This is a genomic window from Bacteroides sp. 224 (assembly GCF_010500995.1).
Lineage (GTDB): Bacteria > Bacteroidota > Bacteroidia > Bacteroidales > Bacteroidaceae > Bacteroides.
Map to the genome: position 1 here is coordinate 1 of NZ_QVMK01000016.1, position 20909 is coordinate 20909.

At 34.9% G+C, this 20909-nt stretch carries 21 protein-coding genes; 14 read left to right on the plus strand and 7 right to left on the minus strand.

Features of this window, described 5'->3' with window-relative positions:
• Window positions 1-235: 235 nt before the first annotated feature.
• The 8 genes from D0T60_RS09215 (at window position 236) to D0T60_RS09250 (ending at window position 7549) form a co-directional block, all read left to right on the plus strand.
• Window positions 236-469, plus strand: coding sequence for an XRE family transcriptional regulator (locus tag D0T60_RS09215; protein ID WP_163217889.1), 234 nt, complete (start codon window positions 236-238; stop codon window positions 467-469).
• A 211-nt stretch (window positions 470-680) separates the two neighbouring features.
• Window positions 681-968, plus strand: coding sequence for a hypothetical protein (locus tag D0T60_RS09220; RefSeq protein WP_239059531.1), 288 nt, complete (start codon window positions 681-683; stop codon window positions 966-968).
• A 126-nt stretch (window positions 969-1094) separates the two neighbouring features.
• Window positions 1095-2294, plus strand: coding sequence for a hypothetical protein (locus D0T60_RS09225; protein WP_163217890.1), 1200 nt, complete (start codon window positions 1095-1097; stop codon window positions 2292-2294).
• A 12-nt stretch (window positions 2295-2306) separates the two neighbouring features.
• Window positions 2307-3695 carry a lipopolysaccharide assembly protein LapB gene (locus D0T60_RS09230; protein ID WP_163217891.1) on the plus strand — a complete coding sequence of 463 codons (1389 nt, stop codon included), beginning with the start codon at window positions 2307-2309 and terminating at the stop codon, window positions 3693-3695.
• Window positions 3696-3808: 113 nt separating this feature from the next.
• Window positions 3809-4618, plus strand: coding sequence for a hypothetical protein (locus D0T60_RS09235; protein ID WP_163217892.1), 810 nt, complete (start codon window positions 3809-3811; stop codon window positions 4616-4618).
• On the plus strand, window positions 4599-5807 hold the full coding sequence (locus D0T60_RS09240; protein ID WP_163217893.1) for an Mbeg1-like protein: 1209 nt from the start codon (window positions 4599-4601) through the stop codon (window positions 5805-5807). The genes D0T60_RS09235 and D0T60_RS09240 overlap by 20 nt, the downstream gene beginning before the upstream one ends.
• Complete coding sequence (locus D0T60_RS09245) at window positions 5807-6937, plus strand: C39 family peptidase (protein ID WP_163217894.1); 1131 nt, start codon at window positions 5807-5809, stop codon at window positions 6935-6937. The genes D0T60_RS09240 and D0T60_RS09245 overlap by 1 nt, the downstream gene beginning before the upstream one ends.
• Before the next feature lie 6 nt (window positions 6938-6943).
• Entirely contained in the window at window positions 6944-7549 is a 606-nt protein-coding gene (locus D0T60_RS09250; protein ID WP_163217895.1) for a hypothetical protein, read from the plus strand.
• 481 nt (window positions 7550-8030) lie between these two features.
• On the opposite strand, the gene tnpA is transcribed toward D0T60_RS09250, so the two are convergent.
• On the minus strand, window positions 8031-8483 hold the full coding sequence (tnpA, locus tag D0T60_RS09255) for an IS200/IS605 family transposase (RefSeq protein ID WP_163217896.1): 453 nt from the start codon (window positions 8481-8483) through the stop codon (window positions 8031-8033).
• A 62-nt stretch (window positions 8484-8545) separates the two neighbouring features.
• On the opposite strand from tnpA, the gene D0T60_RS09260 reads away from it, so the two are divergent.
• The 3 genes from D0T60_RS09260 (at window position 8546) to D0T60_RS09270 (ending at window position 10495) form a co-directional block, all read left to right on the plus strand.
• On the plus strand, window positions 8546-9127 hold the full coding sequence (locus tag D0T60_RS09260) for a glucosaminidase domain-containing protein (protein ID WP_163217897.1): 582 nt from the start codon (window positions 8546-8548) through the stop codon (window positions 9125-9127).
• Between the two features lie 167 nt (window positions 9128-9294).
• Entirely contained in the window at window positions 9295-10206 is a 912-nt protein-coding gene (locus D0T60_RS09265) for an IS982 family transposase (RefSeq protein WP_163217898.1), read from the plus strand.
• A 124-nt stretch (window positions 10207-10330) separates the two neighbouring features.
• Entirely contained in the window at window positions 10331-10495 is a 165-nt protein-coding gene (locus D0T60_RS09270) for a hypothetical protein (RefSeq protein WP_163217899.1), read from the plus strand.
• Between the two features lie 28 nt (window positions 10496-10523).
• Here D0T60_RS09270 and D0T60_RS09275 read toward each other — a convergent pair whose 3' ends face one another.
• Window positions 10524-12545: a helix-hairpin-helix domain-containing protein gene (locus D0T60_RS09275; RefSeq protein ID WP_163217900.1), complete on the minus strand. Its 2022-nt coding sequence runs from the start codon at window positions 12543-12545 to the stop codon at window positions 10524-10526.
• Window positions 12546-12671: 126 nt separating this feature from the next.
• On the opposite strand from D0T60_RS09275, the gene D0T60_RS09280 reads away from it, so the two are divergent.
• Window positions 12672-13274 (plus strand): DUF4294 domain-containing protein, encoded by a 603-nt coding sequence (locus tag D0T60_RS09280; RefSeq protein WP_163217901.1) that lies wholly within the window; start codon window positions 12672-12674, stop codon window positions 13272-13274.
• Window positions 13275-13280: 6 nt separating this feature from the next.
• On the opposite strand, the gene D0T60_RS09285 is transcribed toward D0T60_RS09280, so the two are convergent.
• On the minus strand, window positions 13281-13817 hold the full coding sequence (locus tag D0T60_RS09285; RefSeq protein WP_163217902.1) for an RNA methyltransferase: 537 nt from the start codon (window positions 13815-13817) through the stop codon (window positions 13281-13283).
• Window positions 13818-14281: 464 nt separating this feature from the next.
• On the opposite strand from D0T60_RS09285, the gene nadA reads away from it, so the two are divergent.
• Complete coding sequence (gene nadA / locus D0T60_RS09290; protein ID WP_163217903.1) at window positions 14282-15274, plus strand: quinolinate synthase NadA; 993 nt, start codon at window positions 14282-14284, stop codon at window positions 15272-15274.
• 109 nt (window positions 15275-15383) lie between these two features.
• A complete protein-coding gene (locus D0T60_RS09295; protein WP_163217904.1) occupies window positions 15384-15812 on the plus strand; it encodes a hypothetical protein in 429 nt (142 codons plus the stop codon).
• 74 nt (window positions 15813-15886) lie between these two features.
• Here D0T60_RS09295 and D0T60_RS09300 read toward each other — a convergent pair whose 3' ends face one another.
• The 4 genes from D0T60_RS09300 to leuS form a co-directional block, all read right to left on the minus strand.
• Entirely contained in the window at window positions 15887-16222 is a 336-nt protein-coding gene (locus D0T60_RS09300; RefSeq protein ID WP_163217905.1) for a TM2 domain-containing protein, read from the minus strand.
• An 8-nt stretch (window positions 16223-16230) separates the two neighbouring features.
• Window positions 16231-16806, minus strand: coding sequence for a non-canonical purine NTP diphosphatase (locus D0T60_RS09305; RefSeq protein WP_163217906.1), 576 nt, complete (start codon window positions 16804-16806; stop codon window positions 16231-16233).
• A gap of 141 nt (window positions 16807-16947) precedes the next feature.
• A complete protein-coding gene (locus D0T60_RS09310; protein ID WP_163217907.1) occupies window positions 16948-17838 on the minus strand; it encodes a YitT family protein in 891 nt (296 codons plus the stop codon).
• An 8-nt stretch (window positions 17839-17846) separates the two neighbouring features.
• Window positions 17847-20681, minus strand: coding sequence for a leucine--tRNA ligase (leuS, locus tag D0T60_RS09315; RefSeq protein ID WP_163217966.1), 2835 nt, complete (start codon window positions 20679-20681; stop codon window positions 17847-17849).
• Between the last annotated feature and the right edge of the window lie 228 nt (window positions 20682-20909).

A 20909-nucleotide genomic window follows, 5' to 3' on the forward strand; every position in this document is an offset into this window, starting at 1 on the left:
GGAATTGGACCAACAGTATTTAAAATGGCTAAGTATTGGTCGGTCTCTCCTACGTATGGTAAGGAATTGATGGATTTGATTGTTGAGTTGGAGGAATGGGGGTATTGATGAAGTTGGGTTAATTTGTGGATATTTTAGCGACAAAGTGTAGATAAAACGGAAACAATTAAATTCTATAATAAATAACTAAAAAGGTATGTTTGTAAAGTGAAAAACACATTATCCAACCAGAAAAATGGATAAAGAAATACATATAGGAGAATTGATTAAAATTAAAATGAAAGAAGAAGGACGAAGTGTTTCATGGTTAGCTTCAAAAATGCATTGCGACCGGACAAACGTTTATAAAATCTTCCAGAAAGCAAGTATCGACTCTGCTCAACTTTTAAGAATATCTTGTCTGTTAGGTTGTGATTTCTTTTCTAATTATTCTAATATTTTAAATAGAAATAAAGGAAATGGGGGGTAGATGTTTTTTAAATATGCTTGCAATCATTTAATTAATGCGAATCAGTAGTTGAAATCACTTTCTGATTCAGTTAGTTAAAATATTGTTATTCAGTTAATTATCTTATTAAAAAAGTCATATTTCCTTGAAAATCAGCATATTAGAAGAATAAAATTGCTCATTTTTCTAATTATGATTCCCAAGGAGAAAGAATTAAAACTTATAAATATATATGTATATCTGCGATGTTTATGAGTCTTCACTGAAGTTCTATTGCCAGAGATTCAGTAATAATGCAAATCCGACCTTTACGGACCAAGAGTTGCTTACTGCCTATCTGTTTTGCAGAACCTATCAGCGATATTTCACTATTAAAGAGATACATACATTCACTAAGGAATATTTGCTTTCATGGTTTCCTAAATTACCTTCTTATCAGACCTTCAATTATCAATTGAACCTGATGAGTGAAGCTATTTCAACTGGATTAATGAGAAAACAAATATTCAAAGAACGATGAAAGTCAGATCAACATCTGGATTGTTAATACATACAATGGGGAAAATAATCATCGCATTTATCTAATTTTTTAAAACAACAGAATCAGAATTCAACTATTGATTCACATTATTAATAAATTAAAATTATGAAGAAAGCATTTTTCTTTTTTATTACATGCTTTCATTGTATTTTAGGGATGACTCAAAATACAATGAAAATTAACAATTTGGATGAGATTAAAGGAATTTGGAAGTCTGATTTGACTGAAATGAATTCAGAAAAACCTTATTGGGTTTTCAAATTAACATCGGATGCGGCTGTAAACAAATACAATTTAATAATTGATAAGAATAGCTTCTATTATGATAAAAATTTCTATGAAAAAATCACCAAAGTATTTATAAAGAATGATTCTATCGAATTCTCATTTATAGAAGTCGACCAATCTTCCGGTAACGATATAGTGAATTATCTTAATTCTATAGTTGAAGAGTATCATTTAATCAATCCGAATGTTAAATTAGGCAATTTTATATTACAACGCCTCAATGAGAAACATTCATCTCTCCGTAATTTAAAAGTTCATCACTTTATCTTATCCCCTGATAAAAAACAATTTGAAGGTAGATATATATTTTCCGACATATCTTTTGATAGAGATAAATATATTCTTAACAAAGAAGAAAATTATTCGAGTTTATTTGAAAAAGGAGGAATATATATGGGGGATATTCTATCAACGTTTGGTATAATGTTCGGTGCGAGAACAGGCGATTTTTCTCCTATTGAAGACCATGTTATTATTGATAATCCATCAATTGGATTCAGCGTATTCGGAGAATATACAAGAGCGATAAAAGATATTGAGAATGATGTATGCAATATTCGTTTAAGATTTATTGGTCAACCAAGTTTAAGGTATTATCATTATACTTCTGACAATATTTATAGTCAGTACTCAGATGTAGAATCAAAAAGTGGACATTATTTTGGATTGGGATTACAAGCTGGGGCAGGCATTGTATTTTATAAAAATAGGATCGCTTTATCGATGGATGTTCTTCCGGTAGGTTTTTCATTACATAATATGAAAATAAATGAAAAATATGAAGGAGAATCCGCCGGATTTAAAAGTAAGTTACCACTGGGTTATTTAGGAAGTGCAAGTGCTGGACTTTATTTTAGAACGGGTTCCAGTTGGCTCGGTTTTTCTGTAGACTATGAGATTAATACTTTTAGTATTGAGCCATATGGGATTTTCAAAGAGGTCGAAGATATAAAGAAGAGCTATGGGGCTAAATATTCAGGATTAGCATTTAGTCTTTCATGGAGAAAACATTTTTAATATAATAAAAATATGAAACAAATTGCCATAATCATTTTGAGTCTAATTTACTCTACAATTGTTTTTTCTCAAGATGTTACGATTCCTTTTCAAAATAGACAACAAGAAATCGATAGATATTGGGCTGAAGCTAATATTGCTTATAGGGAGGGTAAAAAAGAAGAGGCTACAAAATTATTAGAAAAAATAGTAGATATTTCTCCATTTTTCAATGCTTATCAGGCATTAGGAGAAATATATAAAGAATTGGAAGATATAGATAAGATTTCAGATATAATAAGCAGGCACAAAACAACTATCCAGAATAATCCGAATAGTGTAGACATCATAAAAATACGTCAAGAATTAATCCAATTAGAGAAGTATTACAATCAATTAAAAAAGAAAAAAGATTTTATTGATTTATTGCAGGGGATATGGGTCTCAGAATCTAAAACGAAAGCTTATTCTTCTCCAAACTGGATTTTTGAAATATCAAAGAAATACAATGAAAGTGAGATTGTTCCCTATAAATTTCAAATAGATAAACGAAGTCCTGGCATTCAAGAGCTCCTATCATTTTCTAGTGGAGATAGCATTTGCTTTGTTCGAAATATTCAAATGTATGAAGATGGCTTAATAAAAATGGTTTTTACCAGTCGAAGGTTACAAGTTCCCCCGATAATGTTAGTCGAGTTGGGTATGAAAGTTACAGAAGAAGCTCACGACCAAATGACTCGGTACATATACTTAAATGAGTTTAGCCCACTTAAAGAAACATCATATTTGGTTGCGAATACCATTATTCGAAATCTGATTCTTGGAGAATTACAACAGCAGCAAGCAAAAAATAAAGTTTCTGTAATTGAATTAGAGTTGAGACCTCAAGAAAAAGGGAAATTAACAGGAACTATAAAAGAAATGAAAATGATAGGACAGTATACAGGACAAGTAGATACCATATTGAATACAACACAGCTCATTGAGTTGCTTCGTTTGCCAGAAGATGGTGCATCGGCTATATTTTGTGAAAGTTCATCCGGATTAGTAACAATATCTTCCGGAATGTTAAGTCGAAAAGCATTAAATGAAAATGGCTATTTGAAAGCATTAAATGGCTATAAAAATAAGAAATTTGCTAAAAATTGGGGCGGTGCATTATTGACAATTGGAGGAGCTTCTTTAGGAACTATTTTCCTTATAGATGATAATAAAGTTCCAGCATATACATGCTATGGAGTTGCGGTGGGTGGTATTATCTTGTGGAGTTCTAATATTCATAGAAAACCAATCAAGCAGTACAATGAAAGCCTATATAGTAGTATAAATGACTACTATTCAAACAAAAAGACTACAAATCTACAATGGTCTATAAAATCAGAAAGAGATTTTGTTGGAACAGGGTTAAGTGTAAATTTTTAATCATGAAATTCTTTTTTGTTTGCATATTCTTACTGTGTTATTTAACTATAAATGCTCAAGATTTTCAGTTAGATGAAAACGGTTGTGTAAGAGTCTATAACGCAGGTGTTAGCATGGCAAAACAAGCATACGACTTTGATATGTCTGTTGCAAGAAGTACAGAACAGGAAGTGCAAGCCTATAGAGATTATCAGAGGAGGGTTAAAGAGTTGGATCAAACTTACCAAAGTTGTGTAAATAAAGCCCGTCTTGCTCGCAAAAAACAGATTGAAGAAGAAAGGGTAAAAATACGAGCCGAAAGAGCAAGAATAAACCAAGCTAATAATGACCGAATAAAAAAAGAAAATGAATTAAAAAGACTCGAAGCGGCAAGGCAAAGACGTGAAGCAGCAAGACAAAGAGCAGAAGAAGCAAGGCGAAGATATGAAGAAGAACTCCGTCGACGTAGAGAAATTGCTGAACAAAATGCAAAAGACTATAATACTCGAAACAGAACAAATATTTCAAACACCTATGTTTCTTCTGTAAAACAAGGTACAGAGATAGCAAGAAATACAGTTGACGAAGTATCTGATATAACAAGTGATTTTTATCAAGGAAAAACAGGATATACGAGTGATAAAATCAATGGTATTTTTAATCAAGACATTGGTAATGAATCAAAACAAAAACAAGATGAATTTGAAAAATTAGATGAACTTTCTGATGAAGATTTAAGTACTTTAATGGCAGAAATAAAACAATTGCAAGCAGAACTTGATTCGCTCAATAAAACAAACGAAAAAATAGAGCAAGAGGCTAAGAATGAATTAGTAAAAATGAAGCAAGAAGAAGAAACATTTCAGCTTGCCTTGAAAGAAATGGATGAAAGAGATAGAGAATTAGAACAACAACTCAAAGAATTTGAAGAAAATAATAAATAAAATGAATCTGAAATTTATAATTTTAATTCTATTATGTTTTAAAATCTGTGTTGTGCATGCTCAAACAAAAGAAGAATTACTTAAAGAACGAGATCGTTTAAAGAGGGAAATTGAATTAGCAAAACAAAGTAAAATCAACTCGATAGATATTCAAAAAGACAAAACCATGATGCGTGATATGTCTATCCGGAATGATTTAATAGAAAAAATGAAAAAACTCAATGAACAATGTTCTGTTTCTATACAAGGAGGATTGGACTGTCCACCTGATATATCTCGTCAATTAGGAAAAGTCATACAAGAAATACATGTCTTAACTGAACGAATGCAAGGAAGAGAAAAATGGTTAGAGCAACTATCCGAAATGTCCCCTGAAACACTGATAGCACAAGAACAAAATCTAAAGAAAGTTTCTGAGATGGCAGGATTAGCAGAATGTGCCTATAGTAATGCTACAACAATATCTGGATATACAAATTTGAGTTTTTCAGACCCTAAATTTGCTTCAATAATATTAGATGCTAATACAAGATTGTTACAAGACAAAAAAGGGCAAGGTTTTCATTGTGAATTATTTAGTCAAGATGGAAGTGAAAAGTATGTTTTATCTTTTAGGGGCACTGAACCATCATTGGATATGAGAGATGTCATAGAAGATGTACATGGAAATTTCTCAAACACATCTCCTCAAACAAAGTTGGCTATCGAAGTAACACAAAAACTACTGGATAAAGGTATAAAGCCTGAAAATATTCAACTAACAGGGCATTCTTTAGGAGGGCGCCTTGCTGCAGAAGCTTCTATTAAGCATGGATTAGTCGCATATACCTTTAATGCAGCAGATATTTCGCGAGAAACAAGGAGTGAAATAGGAATAAATAGCAAAGGAAATATTCTTAATACTATTTCCGCAAATGACCCACTAAGTGCTTCTACTTTTGGACTTTCGAATAATGCTAGCGGCGGAACAAATAAAGGCTCTGTAAGAAGTTTAACTTCTGAGCAAGATGGGCTTAAAGACCATGTCAGAATAAGCAAAAGTAATTATTATAGTGGATATACCAATATTATAGAAGAAGCTTTTGGAAATGGGAGTTCAGAAGGACATAGTATATCCTTTTTGAAAAGCACCCTTGAACAGAGACATAATGATATTAAAGATAAAATCGAAGAAAAAAAGACTGACTAATGAAATACCTTATTATAATTATGTTCTTTTTCAGTTCTTTTAGTTTAAATGCTCAAACAAAAAAAGAACTACTGAAAGAAAAAGATAGATTGTTAGTTGAGATTAGTAAAGCAAAATGGAGAAACCTAAAATTAGAGGGTTCTATTGGCGTTTCCCCAAAAGGAATAGAAGAAATAAGAAATGTCATAAACCAAATATCTGACGAATCAATAAAAGCAGAATTCTATAGAGATTTGCAAAGAGATGTTGAATATAAAAATCAATTAGCTAATAATGCAGATAAAGAAAGTTCTTGTAATGTTACTTCTTTGTCTGAAGTCTTTGCATTCATGGGCATAGATAAAAGCCCTGACGATTTAAATAATACAATTAAAGCTCGAAATGCATTAATAGCATATAAAAATGCAAAAACAGAAACACAAAAACAAACTGTCTTAAAAGAGTTGAATAAATATCAGATATGTAACAATGAAAGTGTAGAAGATTGCTTAAAAGAACAACAACAAAATATACAAAAAGGAAAATTAAATAAATTACGTCCTAATACACGAAAAATATTAGCAGAGGAAAATGGGATTAAACAAGAATCTGTTTTTTATCCAATACAACTAGATAAAAATAACAATAAAAAGCAAATAGAGGATGAATTTCAATCAGCTAAAAAAATAGATAAACAATTAGATAAAGGAAATGCCGTAATAATATCAGTTGGAGGACATCTTGTTAGAGTTGTTGATGTAAAAAAAGATAAAAATGGAAATCCTACTGAATTTATTGTCAATGACCCTTTTGGAGAACAAATGGATTTTGTGACACGAAAAAATTATATAGAAAGAGGATATACAAAAACGTTGACTGAAGTTAATAAAATTGATTCAAAAATAAAAACTTTAGAGAAAAAGAATATAACAAAAGCAGAACAAGGTGTATTGGAAAACTTAAAAATTGAACGAAATAAATTAGCAGACAATGGTTATGGCTGTCTTGTTGGACAATCATGTGAAAGAAAAAATGATATGAATAATAAATCTCAAAAGGGAAGACTTGATAATTGGTCAATACAGGAATTAAAAGACTCAGGAATAGGAATTAGTTATTATGAAACATATTCGTCAGCACCTAAAAAATAATTAAATATGAGAACTGTTGCCATTATTACAATATTTATATTAAATCCGATAATTATATTTGCTCAATTTGATACTTATATAAAAAGCAAAATATATTCTTATCCTGTTGAATTTAAAACGTTATCTCCATTAGAATCAATCCCAATATCTACATATAATAAGATTTTTGTAAATTATCAATTTGGAGAGCAATATTATTATAATATAAAAGGAAACTATGATGATGATGATGTTGCAAGACATATTTCAGAAAAATCAGAATACACGATATTAGATAAAAATTTTAATGAAATTACGTCTGTTTATAATAATAAAATTTATCTCTTAGGAAAATTAGGTCTCTCAACAGAATATGAAACTCTTATTTTTAGAGTTGAACAATATAGAGACGAATATATATTACTAAATAATTACACAAAAACAGGCCAGCTATTATCTGCTATTTGTTTATTTTTCACAGAAAAAAATGAACAAAATATTATTTACTCATCGTTTACCGAAAAAAATGAAATAATACAAAAAACAGTATCTGAAAATGTTGATATGGAAATTATACAAAAAACATTTATTCTTGATAAAGATGGACATTTTAGAGTAACTCATTTAGAGTAAAGTTCCCAACTAATATTTTGTCTTATCCACAGGGAAAAGGGTCGAACGGTGGCTCTCCGATTGTTTCTAACAGAAACACAGGTTGCTAGGAATAAAATTTTCAGGGTGGTAAATTTCAGTTCCTTAATTACCCCCTCGTAAACATCGTATAAGTCGGACTTTCCCTTGCCATCGACCAAATTCCATAACAGGCACATGGTTTTGATATAATCCATACTAGCAAGAGCGAGGACTAAATCACGATTGTTCATCGTGTCGGACAGGTCAAAAAATACAAAGTCATATGACTCAAATTTATCACGTTGTTCCATGCAAAAAAAGTAGCAGTTCTATTAATTTTACAGAGACCTAAACGATAATACCCAAGGCAAACGCATGAAAATTCATTAATCAGGTTCTAACACTACTGTCCACTAAAAAAATGGACGATTAAAAAATGAATAACCCCGGGGCAGAGCCCCGAGGTATCAAGTTGACACATTCAATCGAACAATGATAGTTGACCATCATGAATTTTCTTGTACTCTTTTTCTTTACCCTGATTCGATACATATTGCTGTATAACATCCCTACTACTATAAAGACCAACAGTATTGGCATAATAACCACTTGTCCATAAATTACCACCCCATAATTGTTTCTTTATGGAAGGGTATTGACGAAATAATTCCTTTGCGGTTAGACTTTTTAGTTTCATTGTTATTTCGGAAACAGAATAAGAGGGAATACTTTGAACCAGAAAATGAACATGATCACTTTCATACCCTATTTCTAAAAAGTTTATTTCATAGCGATCTGAGAGATCTAGGCAAATCGCTTTCAAAGATGAACCGATAGCCTCAGTTATCAACGGACGACGATATTTGATAGGTAAAACAATGTGATACAACAACAAGGTCTTACTGTGTCTTTTATAGATATGTTCATCTGCCATATCTACAAACTTAAGAATTTTATTTTAGAAACCTAAGGTTTCTGTAGGACACAGGAATTCTATTGATTAAAACAACTTCTTTGCTGATTGTTGCTTGTTTCATTTGTATTCTGGCATCTTCTGCCAATTATTACGACCGCCCCATAGTAGGAAATCCTACTGCTTCTGCTACAAAAGTTAAATACTGGGCACGCCAAAAAGGAGCAGCGAAAATTGCTATCTACTTAGTTGATATCTACTGGGATAAGTCCATACAACTGGGTATTAACCCTGTGATTGCCTATTGTCAATTCATAAAAGAAACCGGATACGGAAAATTCAACGGCATTGTTGACAAGGCAAGCAATAATCCCTGTGGTATTAAAAAAAAGAACAGAACCGGAGATCATCCTGATGATCATGCAAGATTTGATTCGTGGGAAGATGGAATAAGTGCTCATTTAGATCATTTAGCCTTATATATAGGATTGGAAGGATATCCGAAAAAATACACATTAGACCCAAGACATGATACATGGCTACTGGGAATTGGACCAACAGTATTTAAAATGGCTAAGTATTGGTCGGTCTCTCCTACGTATGGTAAGGAATTGATGGATTTGATTGTTGAGTTGGAGGAATGGNAGAACCGGAGATCATCCTGATGATCATGCAAGATTTGATTCGTGGGAAGATGGAATAAGTGCTCATTTAGATCATTTAGCCTTATAACCTGAGTTCGGGATAAGAAAAGTTTAAAAAGAATGGGTAATCTCCGTTTTATTTATTATCTTTATGGTTGACAATCAATCAGTTAACAAATAAACACGATATGATTACCCAGGACAAATTTATAGAAATTTATTGTATTGCCGACGATTTTTGCAAAGAATTTGATCAAGAGATTCAAAAACACCAATTGCCTTCTACTTCCGAGCATAGAAAGCGCAATCGCCCCTCTCGGCTTTCCGATAGTGAGATGATAACCATTTTAATCGGTTTTCACTTTGGTACCTTTCGTAATTTTAAACATTACTATCTATTCTATGTCCGTTCGCATCTAAAGGCTGATTTTCCCGATTTGCTTTCTTATAACCGATTTATCGAATTGGAAAGTCGGTTATTTGTTCCATTTGCCCTCTTCCTTAAGTTGGTCTGCTTTGGTGAATGTACAGGTATTACTTATGTGGACTCTACCAAAGTTTCCGTCTGCCATAACAAACGCATAAAGAACAACAAAGTATTCAAAGGACTTGCAGAAGTAGGCAAGAGTACAATGGGGTGGTATTTCGGATTCAAACTTCATTTAATTTGCAATGAGAAAGGGGAATTATTGAATTTTTGTTTGACCAAAGCAAATATAGATGACCGCAATCAAGGCGTTTGGGAATCCTTGAGTAAGGATTTGTTTGGGAAATTATATGGTGACAAGGGATATATATCAGCTACTCTTTTTGAATCACTGTTTTGTGATGGGGTACATTTGGTGACAGGCATTCGTAGCAACATGAAAAATAAATTAATGTCCTTTAGGGATAAGGTATTGCTTAGAAAACGCTCGGTAATTGAAACGATTAATGATGAATTGAAGAATATCTGTCATTTGGAGCATTCAAGACATAGAGGTACAGCCAATTTTTTGATCAATATACTTGCTACATTGGCCGCTTACAGCTTCTTTCCAAAGAAGCCATCTATAAACTTTGAAAGGGAGCAAACAAAACAACTAACCTTATTTGGATAGTACTTCTTTTTTTACAAAAACAAAAATACTCAATTGAAAAATCCAATGTGAGCACGATAACTATGCCTTGTGATGTATTGAAGAGGAAGAGAAAATTATCCCGAATTCAGGTTTATATATAGGATTGGAAGGATATCCGAAAAAATACACATTAGACCCAAGACATGATACATGGCTACTGGGAATTGGACCAACAGTATTTAAAATGGCTAAGTATTGGTCGGTCTCTCCTACGTATGGTAAGGAATTGATGGATTTGATTGTTGAGTTGGAGGAATGGTGGTATTGATGAGGTTATGCAAGTGCAGGCTCCCCCTTTAAAACTTCACCTTCACCTGCACTTGCAAATCTTGCTTTCTATTGCTATAAATCAAATCATTGCCCGAACCTATTTCCTCTCTATCATAATAAGTAGTTTGTCCATACTTTGCCATGACCATCCAGTTTTTATGAATATCCCAGCGAACGTGCATTGCCAAGCGATTTCCTATACCATAAAAGGAAGGAGAATAGAAAGAATTAAGCATTCCTTTCTCGTAGGAATAAACGCGCGAAGCATAGTCGTCCGTATGAAAATAACTTCCCTGAAGTTCTAACTTTAAAGGTACTTTCTTAAAAGCATAGCCCACTGATTGCACAAACTGAAAACCATCACTCACCTTAGCCGGCTTGGGGTAAATGGCATTATAGTCGAATGTAAAGCGAAGAGTTAATTGATCGACAGGCACATAATTCAATCTATAGCGCCACTTATGATGATATATGGGTTGTACACTTTTTGTTTTATCAGTATTGGTATAGTTTTTCTCTTTTTGCTTATACTGATAACGAAGAAACATATTCAGGTTCTTACAAGGAGAATAGGTGCTTTGTACAATTCCATCAAAACCCGAAGAAGGTTTATCTATCAGGTATTTAAGCCACGGAAAACGGAAATAGTCAGCAGATAGAAAAAACTTCCAATGCCGGATAGGCGAAGCTTCAACAGCCAGATAATAACCACTTTCATTCTGCACATAACCGCCCTCGGAAAAAGAGCGAGCGAAGAATGCCCAATAATCTCGCGAATAATAACGCTGTACAAACATAAACTGATAAGAAGAAACAGGACTGTATGAAACGGTATTCAACGTAGCCATTCCCCCACCCTTGCCAATGGCAGTTTCGCCAATAAAAGTAAATCTATTCCAACGATATTTATAATCTATACCCAGATTATGAAAGTTATTACCACGAAGATTATACTTAGAATATTCGCGTACCTGCGGATAATAAGGTTTATCGAAGAAATAGTAAATGCCTGTTGCACCCACCTTTAAGCCATTCTTATGATAAGAAACATTTCCACCTGTTGCTTGCAAAGTAAGTACTCCTCTCCTATCTGCTTCTTTCTGTGTGCGATGCTGCCCGGTTTTATTTATAGAAGTAATGCTCTCATCTTTAGTAATACCATCTAACGAGCGATGAGAATAAAAGCCGGAAAAAGTAAACTCATTCCACTGAACAGTAGTAGCCAACCCACGAAAGTAATTATATTCATCGGTTGAAGAATGTTTCTTCACCTGGCTATTTCTTGAAGTAATGGTAGATAAGGCAGAGGTTTTTCCCATTATAAAATCATTACTCAACACTAATCCTTGTCCGAAACTAAGACGGTAATTGCCGACAGCCAATGCTTTAAGCTTTCCTATATTCCGAAGAAAGAAATAAAAAGAATAAAAGTCATATCCTTTTGTGTTGTGCAATGCACCGAAAGGTTCGCCGGCATCTTTCTCGGCTGTAAATCCGGTATATAGATGATCTTTGTATCGAAAGCTATAACGCAATGAGTTGTATATAGCTGGTCCTAAATATTCTTTTCTATACCCTTTGCGCTCATAAAAAGGAATATCAAACCGGGTAAGTACTTCATTCTTTCCATACCTGAGTATTTGTTTTAACGAAGGAATGGCTTCTTTCGTTTTTACCGGCTCTGCATATACAAAGGGAGTTAAATACTGAATCGTTTGCCTATCCATATCTTCCACCATTTGTAGCTCATAGATAGTCTGCATCTGCCCATGAATATACAAATAGGCTAATATATTCTCTATCTGAATATCGGTAAGAAAAGAAAATTGTTCTAATTGTTCTTTGGTTACTGTGTTTATATTCAAGGGTTCTTGTATGCGTTCGGTAAGTTCTTCGATAATGTTATTTATATTAATATCTTGATCTTCGCTTGCTACGGATAGTTGTTCAATAACCTCTTCCCACTGGCAGGAAAGTGTATTTTGAGCAAACAGTTCAGATAAAGAAAGAGTAAATATAAAGAGTATAAAAAGCACGAATGCTTTCATTATATGCATACTTGTTTGTGTTTTTAAATTAAAAAATAGAATCGAAGGTAACTTAAATTCATTAACACAACAAGGAAAAAAGTAGAGAAAGAAATATAGTTTAAATTAAACTCTTATTTTTGTATTATGAATTGGCGCCTTAACTTATTAATTATTAGCGTGTTTGTATTTACAGGAATATCTTTCTGTAAAGCACAAGAAGTTAAACAAGAAAAGGTTTTCCTTACTCGCCATTGCATATACGAAGGCGATACTATTCCGTGGGTTCAACTACCCACTGTTTATATATTCAAGCCATTGGTATTTAAAAACAGCCGACAAGAAAAAGAATACAATCGCTTAGTACGTAATGTTAAGAAAACACTTCCATTATCCAAAGAAATCTATAAGGCAGTGATAGAAACCTACGAATATATGCAAACCTTACCCAACGAAAAGGCAAAGAATAAGCATATCAAAAATGTAGAGAAAGGATTGAAAGAACAATATACTCCGATAATGAAGAAACTCACTTTCTCGCAAGGAAAACTTCTTATCAAATTAATAGACAGACAATGCAACCAATCTTCTTACGAGTTAGTGAAAGCCTTTATGGGTCCATTCAAAGCCGGTTTCTATCAAACTTTTGCAGGACTATTTGGAGCCAGCCTTAAAAAAGAATACGACCCTACGGGAGAAGATAAAATGGTAGAAAGAATCATATTAATGGTAGAGAGTGGACAAATTTAATAACTCTCAACTCTCCATTTTCAACTTATTAAAGAGATCCCAGATTACAACGCCTGCCGTTACCGAAACATTTAAAGAGTGCTTAGTGCCATATTGAGGAATTTCAATGCAACCATCGGAATGGTTAATAACCTCTTGCTTTACTCCTTTTACTTCATTGCCTAATACAACGGCGTACTTTTTTGATTTATCAAGTGTCAATTCATTGAGCATAGTACTCCCTTCGGCCTGCTCGACGGAATAGACAATATATCCCTCCTTTTTCAAGTTATCAACAGTTTCAACAGTATCTTCTACATACTTCCAATCTACCGAATATTCGGCTCCCAAAGCCGTTTTGTGCATCTCAGGGTGAGGGGGAGTGGCAGTTATTCCACACAAATACACACATTCAATACGGAAAGCATCTGAGGTACGAAACACAGAACCGATGTTGTGTAGGCTTCGAATATCATCTAACACCACTACCAATGGTAATTTCTTCACTTCTTTAAACTCTTCGGTACTGATTCTATTCAGTTCTGTGATCTTCAGTTTACGCATATTCATATTCTTTTCTGCAAAAGTATAAGTTTAAATACAGACTGTGAAAAAAACTGTTGAAAACCTCTCGTAACCTGTGTATAAAAGCTAATAAGTTTTTGCCGTTATAGTATTGCAATATTAGTAACTTATTATAAAGCGATAAGAATACGAACAATCAAAATAAGTTAGCAGTAATTTTCAGATGCTGTTTAAACAGATATTTCAGCCTAATAATACCATCATTCTTACATAAAGTTTTTAACTTTGCGGTTTATCAACAGGGTGTTAATAGTGTAATGTAAATTGCTTATTATCAGTAAATACATACTAAATAGGCTTGTTAATATCATCCTAATAGGCATTTGTTTAGAGTTAATAACTTCATAAGCAAGAAAAAGAAGAAGAAATAACTAACAGTATTAACAGGCTATTATAATCATCATATATTTTTTAAAATTGAACTAAAGAATAATATATTAATAATGAAAAAGGAGAAGTGGTTAATAAGTGGTTTTGCCGATGAGCCCATCGATGCAAATATCGACTTAAAGAAGGCTATTAATGATCTGAAGAAAGAGAAGAATGCAGTGATTATGGCTCACTACTACCAAGTAGGAGAAATACAGGATATTGCCGATTACGTAGGCGATAGTCTGGCATTAGCTCAATGGGCAGCCAAAACAGAAGCAGACATCATTGTATTATGTGGTGTTCACTTCATGGGAGAAACTGCCAAGATTCTCTCTCCGAACAAGAAAGTGTTGGTTCCCGACTTAAACGCAGGCTGTTCATTGGCCGATAGTTGCCCGGCTGATAAGTTTGCTCAATATGTCAAAGAACACCCCGGACACACGGTTATTTCGTACGTAAACACCACAGCTGCGGTGAAAGCAGTAACGGATGTAGTGGTTACCTCTACCAATGCCAAGCAAATAGTGGATAGCTTCCCCAAAGATGAGAAAATAATATTTGGTCCCGATAGAAATTTAGGGAATTATATTAACTCAATTACCAACCGGAATATGTTGCTTTGGGATGGTGCCTGCCATGTGCATGAACAGTTCTCTGTGGAAAAGATTGTGGAGCTGAAAGCTAAATATCCGAATGCAGCCGTATTGGCACACCCTGAATGTAAAAGCACTATCTTGGTTTTGGCAGATTATGTAGGTTCTACAGCTGCATTGCTGAAGTATTCGGCCAATAGTGATAAGGATACGTTTATTGTAGCTACCGAATCGGGTATTCTTCATGAGATGCAAAAGAAATCGCCACAGAAGACGTTTATTCCTGCTCCTCCCAATGATAGTACGTGTGCTTGCAATGAGTGTAACTTTATGCGCTTAAATACAATGGAGAAGCTTTATAATTGCTTGAAATATGAATTCCCCGAGATAGAGGTAGATCCGGAGATTGCGAAAGAGGCAGTAAAGCCTATTAAGAAGATGCTGGAGATATCGGAGGAGTTGGGGTTATAGGGTTTAAAATAAAAGTTAATAAATTATTAAATTAAGCTTTATTTTAATAATATGTATATATATTAGCAGCGACAAATAATTATTTAACTAAAAACAAAAGACAACTGCTATGGCTAGATTGAAAGAATTTACCTTGATGGAAGGTGAAACGATTCTTGCGGAGATTGAAGGTGACGCGTATAATGATTCACCAAATCCTATAGTACAATTAATTACTGCTTTTTTAAAGGTTTTCTGGTTGATACTTGGTATTAAGTTGCGTACTTATATTATTGCAACTAATCTTCGTATTGTTCAAGTTGATAAGAAAACTATTTTCTGGGGAATGTTGCCAGGAGATACTTGTGTTATAACATTAAATAAAGCTTCTATTCAGTCTGTTGGATATGCAATGGCTACCAGCTTCTTTATATTTAGAAAGTTTTATTTTTTGATGGCCAATATGAGCGGATTGATTCGTATCACTTACAAAGGCAATGAAAAACAACTTATTGAAGCATGCAATCAGATAGATAAAATTGTATGTGAAGTTAAATAATAACATTAGCTTAAAAATAAAAAGCCAACTTTAATAGTTGGCTTTTTTATTTTTATAAATGAAACTTAAGCATATTACGCATACAATATGAAATGCATGAACTTATTGAAATTATAAGTTCTGGCACGTTCTTCAGCCGAAAAAATATCAAGAAACCACCAAACAAAGAAGCCATTTAATGTAATCACTTTCAGAACTGCCAAAGCATAGTCTTCCAATAGAAATCTCTCCAATCCAAGGAAGATTGCTATTAAAAAAACACCAAAGGGTTTCTGAAATTCAATACCTTCTATGAGATACCATTTACTATCATCAAGCTTTTCTAATTCTTCTCTGATAACTTTCATATCCTGATGATTGAAGTTTTTTACATTCAATTTAATGAACGTGTCTATTTTGCTTTTTTCCATACTAAGTATTATAAAGAATTAAAGAATTTATTTAATTTCTTCACCGCCAATGCCCGATGACTAATATCATTCTTTATATCATTTCCCAGTTCTGCAAAGGTTTTATCATATCCGTCGGGCATAAAGATGGGGTCGTAACCGAAACCGGCCTCTCCCCTCTTCTCTTCAATGATCTTTCCGCGAATAATACCTTCGAACAGATATTCCTTTCCATCTAAAATAAGCGAGATGGCTGTGCGAAATTGAGCTTTACGGTTTTCTTTTCCTTGTAGTTTATCCAATACTTTCAGCATATTGGCCTGTGCGCTTTTATCTTCGCCTGCATAGCGAGCCGAGTAAACTCCCGGCTCATTATTCAGTGCTTCTATTTCAAGACCGGTATCGTCGGCAAAAGCATCTAATCCGTAGTTATTATAGATGTATTGAGCTTTAAGTAAAGCGTTGCCTTCCAACGTATCGGCTGTTTCGGGGATATCTACATCGCAGTTTATGTCTTTTAAACTTAAGAGTTCGATGCTATCGCCTAAAATAGCAGCAACTTCTTCTAACTTATGCTGATTGTTAGTAGCGAAAACCAGTTTCATATTAGTTACGAGTTACGGGTTACAAAGTTACGAGTTACGGGTTATACAAAGTTACGAGTTACGGGTTACAAAGTTACGAGTGGTATAGATATTCTTGTGACTCGTAACTTGTAACTCGTAACTCGTAACTAATTACCAAATTTATTTCACTTTTATTCGGTCGAACCCTTCGCCATACACTCCAATTACGGAGCTTTGGGAAACAAAGGCATTCGGATCTATATCTTTCACCAAGCGGAAGATACCTACCGACTGGCTTTTCTTGGCCATTACAACCAATACTTTTGTATCGTTTTTGCTATACCATCCCTGTCCGTTGAGTACGGTTACTCCACGATGGGTTTCGGACAATATACGATCGGCTATTTTATCATAATCTTTAGAGAAGATGAAAAACTGAACAGACTGCCGGGCACTGTTAATTACAGTATCGAGCACAAAGCTGATTACAAATAGAGTTACAAAACCGAATACAACTCGTTTCCAGTCTTCGAAGATGAAGTAACAGGAAGATATAATCACGATGTCGCAATAAAGAATCATTCTTCCAAAGGTTACATCGCGGTATTTGTTGACTACAGCAGCAATGATATCGGTTCCTCCGGTGCTTCCGTTGTTGATGAAAACGATACCAAGCCCCAATCCACATAAGGCAGCTCCCAGTACACAAGCCATGAATTCTTGCCCCTCTCCTATTATTTTAGCATCTCCTACCAATTCCTGGAATAATCCGAGAAGGAAGGTCAACATAAAAATGGCGAAGAGAGTTTTAATGGTAAACTTCATTCCCAATATCTTGAAAGAGAAAAGAAGCAATACAGTATTAATAGTAAAGTAACTGTATTGAATAGGTATTCCTGTGGCATAGAAGATGATAGCCGCAATACCCGTTACGCCTCCTGTAGTAATTTGATAGGGAAGCAGAAACGCAGCCCAAGCCATTGAATAACAGCAAAGACCAAACGTAATAAAGACCATATCCTTGGCTTCACGAAGGATGTTAGTCTTGTTAAGTGTGTTAAGTTTGTTCATTTAGAAATTTAGATTACGATATTTACTATTTTTTTAGGGACAATAATAATCTTCTTAGCCTCTTTTCCTTCCATCCATTTGGTAGAACGTTCGTCTTTCAGTACTTCGGCTTGAATGGCATCGTTGGCAGCATCGGCAGCAAACTCCATGGTGAAACGTGCTTTACCATTAAATGAAATGGTGTAGTTAATGACATCTTCTTTCAGATAGTCTTCGTTGTATGCAGGCCATGCAGCGTCGAATACGGTACCATTGTTGTTCAATGTTTGCCAAAGTTCTTCGCAAATATGGGGTGCGAATGGAGAAAGAATGATGATCAGTTGGTTTAATATTTCTTTTTTACTGCACTTTAAAGAAGATAATTCGTTTACACAAATCATGAAAGCACTAACCGAAGTGTTGAATGAGAATGTTTCAATATCTCCGGTTACCTTCTTGATAAGTTTATGCAGCGATTTCAATTCTTCTTTGGTGGCCGGTTCGTTGGTTACGGCATATTCTCCGTTGCGGTTGTAGAACAACGACCAGAATTTACGGATGAAACGATATACACCGTCTATACCATTCGTATCCCAAGGTTTTGACTGTTCCAAAGGACCTAAGAACATTTCGTACATACGCAGTGTATCGGCTCCGTATTTATCTACAATAACATCGGGATTTACTACGTTGAACATAGATTTACTCATCTTCTCTACCGCCCATCCGCAGATGTATTTGCCATCATCTTCTAAAATGAACTCTGCATTGGCATTGTCGGGACGCCAGGCTTTGAAGGCTTCCAAATCTAATGCATCATTCGATACAATGTTTACATCTACGTGTAAGGGAGTAACATCGTATTGATCTTTCTTATTCAGCGATACATACGTATTGGTATTTTTAATGCGATACACGAAATTACTGCGTCCTTGAATCATCCCCTGGTTAATAAGCTTTTGGAAAGGTTCTTGTTTAACGCATACACCCATATCAAATAAGAATTTGTTCCAGAAGCGAGAGTAAATCAAGTGTCCGGTGGCATGCTCGGTTCCACCTACATATAAATCAACGTTCTGCCAATAATTGATAACATCCGGAGCCACCAGATAGTCATTATCTTTGGGGTCCATATAGCGCAGGTAATAGGCTGATGAACCGGCAAACCCGGGCATCGTATTCAATTCCAATGGGAATATGGTGATATTATCTATAAGAGTGTTTGATACTACTTTCTTGTTTACACTATCCCACGCCCAGTTGGTGGCATTGCCCAATGGTGGTTCTCCTGTTTCGGTGGGCAGATATTTATCTACTTCGGGAAGTTCCAACGGCAGGCAATCTTCGTCAATCATGTACGGCATATTGTTTTTGTAATATACCGGGAATGGTTCTCCCCAATAACGTTGACGCGAGAATATAGCATCGCGCAAGCGATAGTTTACTTTTACTTTACCCAATCCGCTTTCGGCAATGTATTCTTTTGTTTTCAGGATGGCTTCTTTTACGGTCAGTCCATTCAATACCAATCCGTCTTCGGAAGTTCCCGGGCGTGGAGAGTTCATCATGATCCCCTCTTTGGCATCGAAACTTTCTTCGGATACGTCGCATCCTTCAATCAACGGACGGATTTCCAGATTGAAGTGTTTGGCAAAAGCATAGTCGCGGCTGTCATGAGCCGGTACAGCCATGATGGCTCCCGTGCCGTATCCTGCCAATACATAATCGCTGATCCAAACGGGAATTGCCTCGTTGGTAAGCGGATTGATGGCATAACTTCCCGAGAATACTCCGCTTACGCTGCGGTCGGCAATACGTTCGCGTTCGGTGCGTTTCTTGGTGCGTTCCAGATAAGCATTTACTTCTTCTTTTTGCTCGGCAGTAGTGAGTTGGCATACCAATTCGCTTTCGGGAGCTAACACCATAAAGGTTACCCCGAATACAGTATCGGCACGAGTAGTAAATATAGTAAATTCAATATCCGAATCCTTTACTTTGAATTGCATTTCGGCACCTTCGCTCCTACCGATCCAGTTGCGCTGTGTTTCTTTCAGCGAATCGGTCCAATCAACAGAATTTAGTCCGTCCAACAAGCGTTGCGAGTAAGCAGAAACGCGCAAACACCATTGGCGCATTACTTTTTGGATAACGGGAAATCCGCCACGTTCAGACAAACCGTCTATTACTTCATCGTTTGCCAATACGGTTCCTAAACCTTCGCACCAGTTTACCATCGTATTTCCTAAGTAAGCCATACGGTAGTTCATCAGCACTTCTTGTTTTCGTTGCTCATCGAATGCCTTCCATTCTTCGGCAGTAAAGCTTATATCTTCGCTGCAAGCAATGTTCATGCCTTCGGTTCCTACTTGGGCAAATGCTTCTATCAGCTCGTCGATAGGGCGTGCCTGTTGTTCATCTTTGCAATAATAGCTATTAAACATTTTTACAAATGCCCATTGTGTCCATTTATAATAAACGGGGTCGCAGGTTCGTATCTCTCTGTCCCAATCGAACGAGAAGCCTATTTTATCTAATTGTTCGCGGTATCTTTTGATGTTTTCTTCGGTAGTAACCGCCGGATGTTGTCCGGTTTGTATGGCATATTGTTCGGCCGGCAAACCGTAGGCATCATATCCCATAGGATTCAATACATTAAATCCTTGAAGTCGTTTGAAGCGTGCATAGATGTCCGAAGCAATGTATCCCAGTGGGTGTCCTACGTGTAGTCCTGCTCCCGATGGGTAAGGAAACATATTTAGTACATAGTATTTCTGCTTCGAAGTGTCTTCCGTTACTTGGTAGGTTTTATCTTCCTTCCATTTCTGTTGCCACTTTTTTTCGATTTCTTTGAAATTGTATTCCATAGTTGGTATCTTATTTTTTATATTATTATTAACGAAATGAGGGAATATTTCTTTAGCTGTTTCATGAGATATTACATTATAATGTTTAATATCAAACAAATCGGCATAAGCTTTAAATTTATTTTTATAAGCGTCGTTAAGTACCGATAAATAGCTTTTTTGTGAATCTGCAATATGAATAACTGATATAAAAATAAGCTTATTTTCCTTATTTATACAGTTTTTTGT

Coding starts and splice junctions, on each gene's coding strand:
- D0T60_RS09235 (WP_163217892.1), top strand. CDS start 3,809: ATGGCAAAACAAGCATACGACTTTGATATGTCTGTTGCAAGAAGTACA.
- D0T60_RS09230 (WP_163217891.1), top strand. CDS start 2,307: ATGAAACAAATTGCCATAATCATTTTGAGTCTAATTTACTCTACAATT.
- D0T60_RS09225 (WP_163217890.1), top strand. CDS start 1,095: ATGAAGAAAGCATTTTTCTTTTTTATTACATGCTTTCATTGTATTTTA.
- D0T60_RS09265 (WP_163217898.1), top strand. CDS start 9,295: ATGATTACCCAGGACAAATTTATAGAAATTTATTGTATTGCCGACGAT.
- D0T60_RS09300 (WP_163217905.1), bottom strand. CDS start 16,222: ATGGAAAAAAGCAAAATAGACACGTTCATTAAATTGAATGTAAAAAAC.
- leuS (WP_163217966.1), bottom strand. CDS start 20,681: ATGGAATACAATTTCAAAGAAATCGAAAAAAAGTGGCAACAGAAATGG.
- D0T60_RS09215 (WP_163217889.1), top strand. CDS start 236: ATGGATAAAGAAATACATATAGGAGAATTGATTAAAATTAAAATGAAA.
- D0T60_RS09305 (WP_163217906.1), bottom strand. CDS start 16,806: ATGAAACTGGTTTTCGCTACTAACAATCAGCATAAGTTAGAAGAAGTT.
- D0T60_RS09280 (WP_163217901.1), top strand. CDS start 12,672: ATGAATTGGCGCCTTAACTTATTAATTATTAGCGTGTTTGTATTTACA.
- D0T60_RS09310 (WP_163217907.1), bottom strand. CDS start 17,838: ATGAACAAACTTAACACACTTAACAAGACTAACATCCTTCGTGAAGCC.
- D0T60_RS09250 (WP_163217895.1), top strand. CDS start 6,944: ATGAGAACTGTTGCCATTATTACAATATTTATATTAAATCCGATAATT.
- D0T60_RS09220 (WP_239059531.1), top strand. CDS start 681: ATGTATATCTGCGATGTTTATGAGTCTTCACTGAAGTTCTATTGCCAG.
- D0T60_RS09285 (WP_163217902.1), bottom strand. CDS start 13,817: ATGCGTAAACTGAAGATCACAGAACTGAATAGAATCAGTACCGAAGAG.
- D0T60_RS09245 (WP_163217894.1), top strand. CDS start 5,807: ATGAAATACCTTATTATAATTATGTTCTTTTTCAGTTCTTTTAGTTTA.
- nadA (WP_163217903.1), top strand. CDS start 14,282: ATGAAAAAGGAGAAGTGGTTAATAAGTGGTTTTGCCGATGAGCCCATC.
- D0T60_RS09275 (WP_163217900.1), bottom strand. CDS start 12,545: ATGAAAGCATTCGTGCTTTTTATACTCTTTATATTTACTCTTTCTTTA.
- tnpA (WP_163217896.1), bottom strand. CDS start 8,483: ATGGCAGATGAACATATCTATAAAAGACACAGTAAGACCTTGTTGTTG.
- D0T60_RS09295 (WP_163217904.1), top strand. CDS start 15,384: ATGGCTAGATTGAAAGAATTTACCTTGATGGAAGGTGAAACGATTCTT.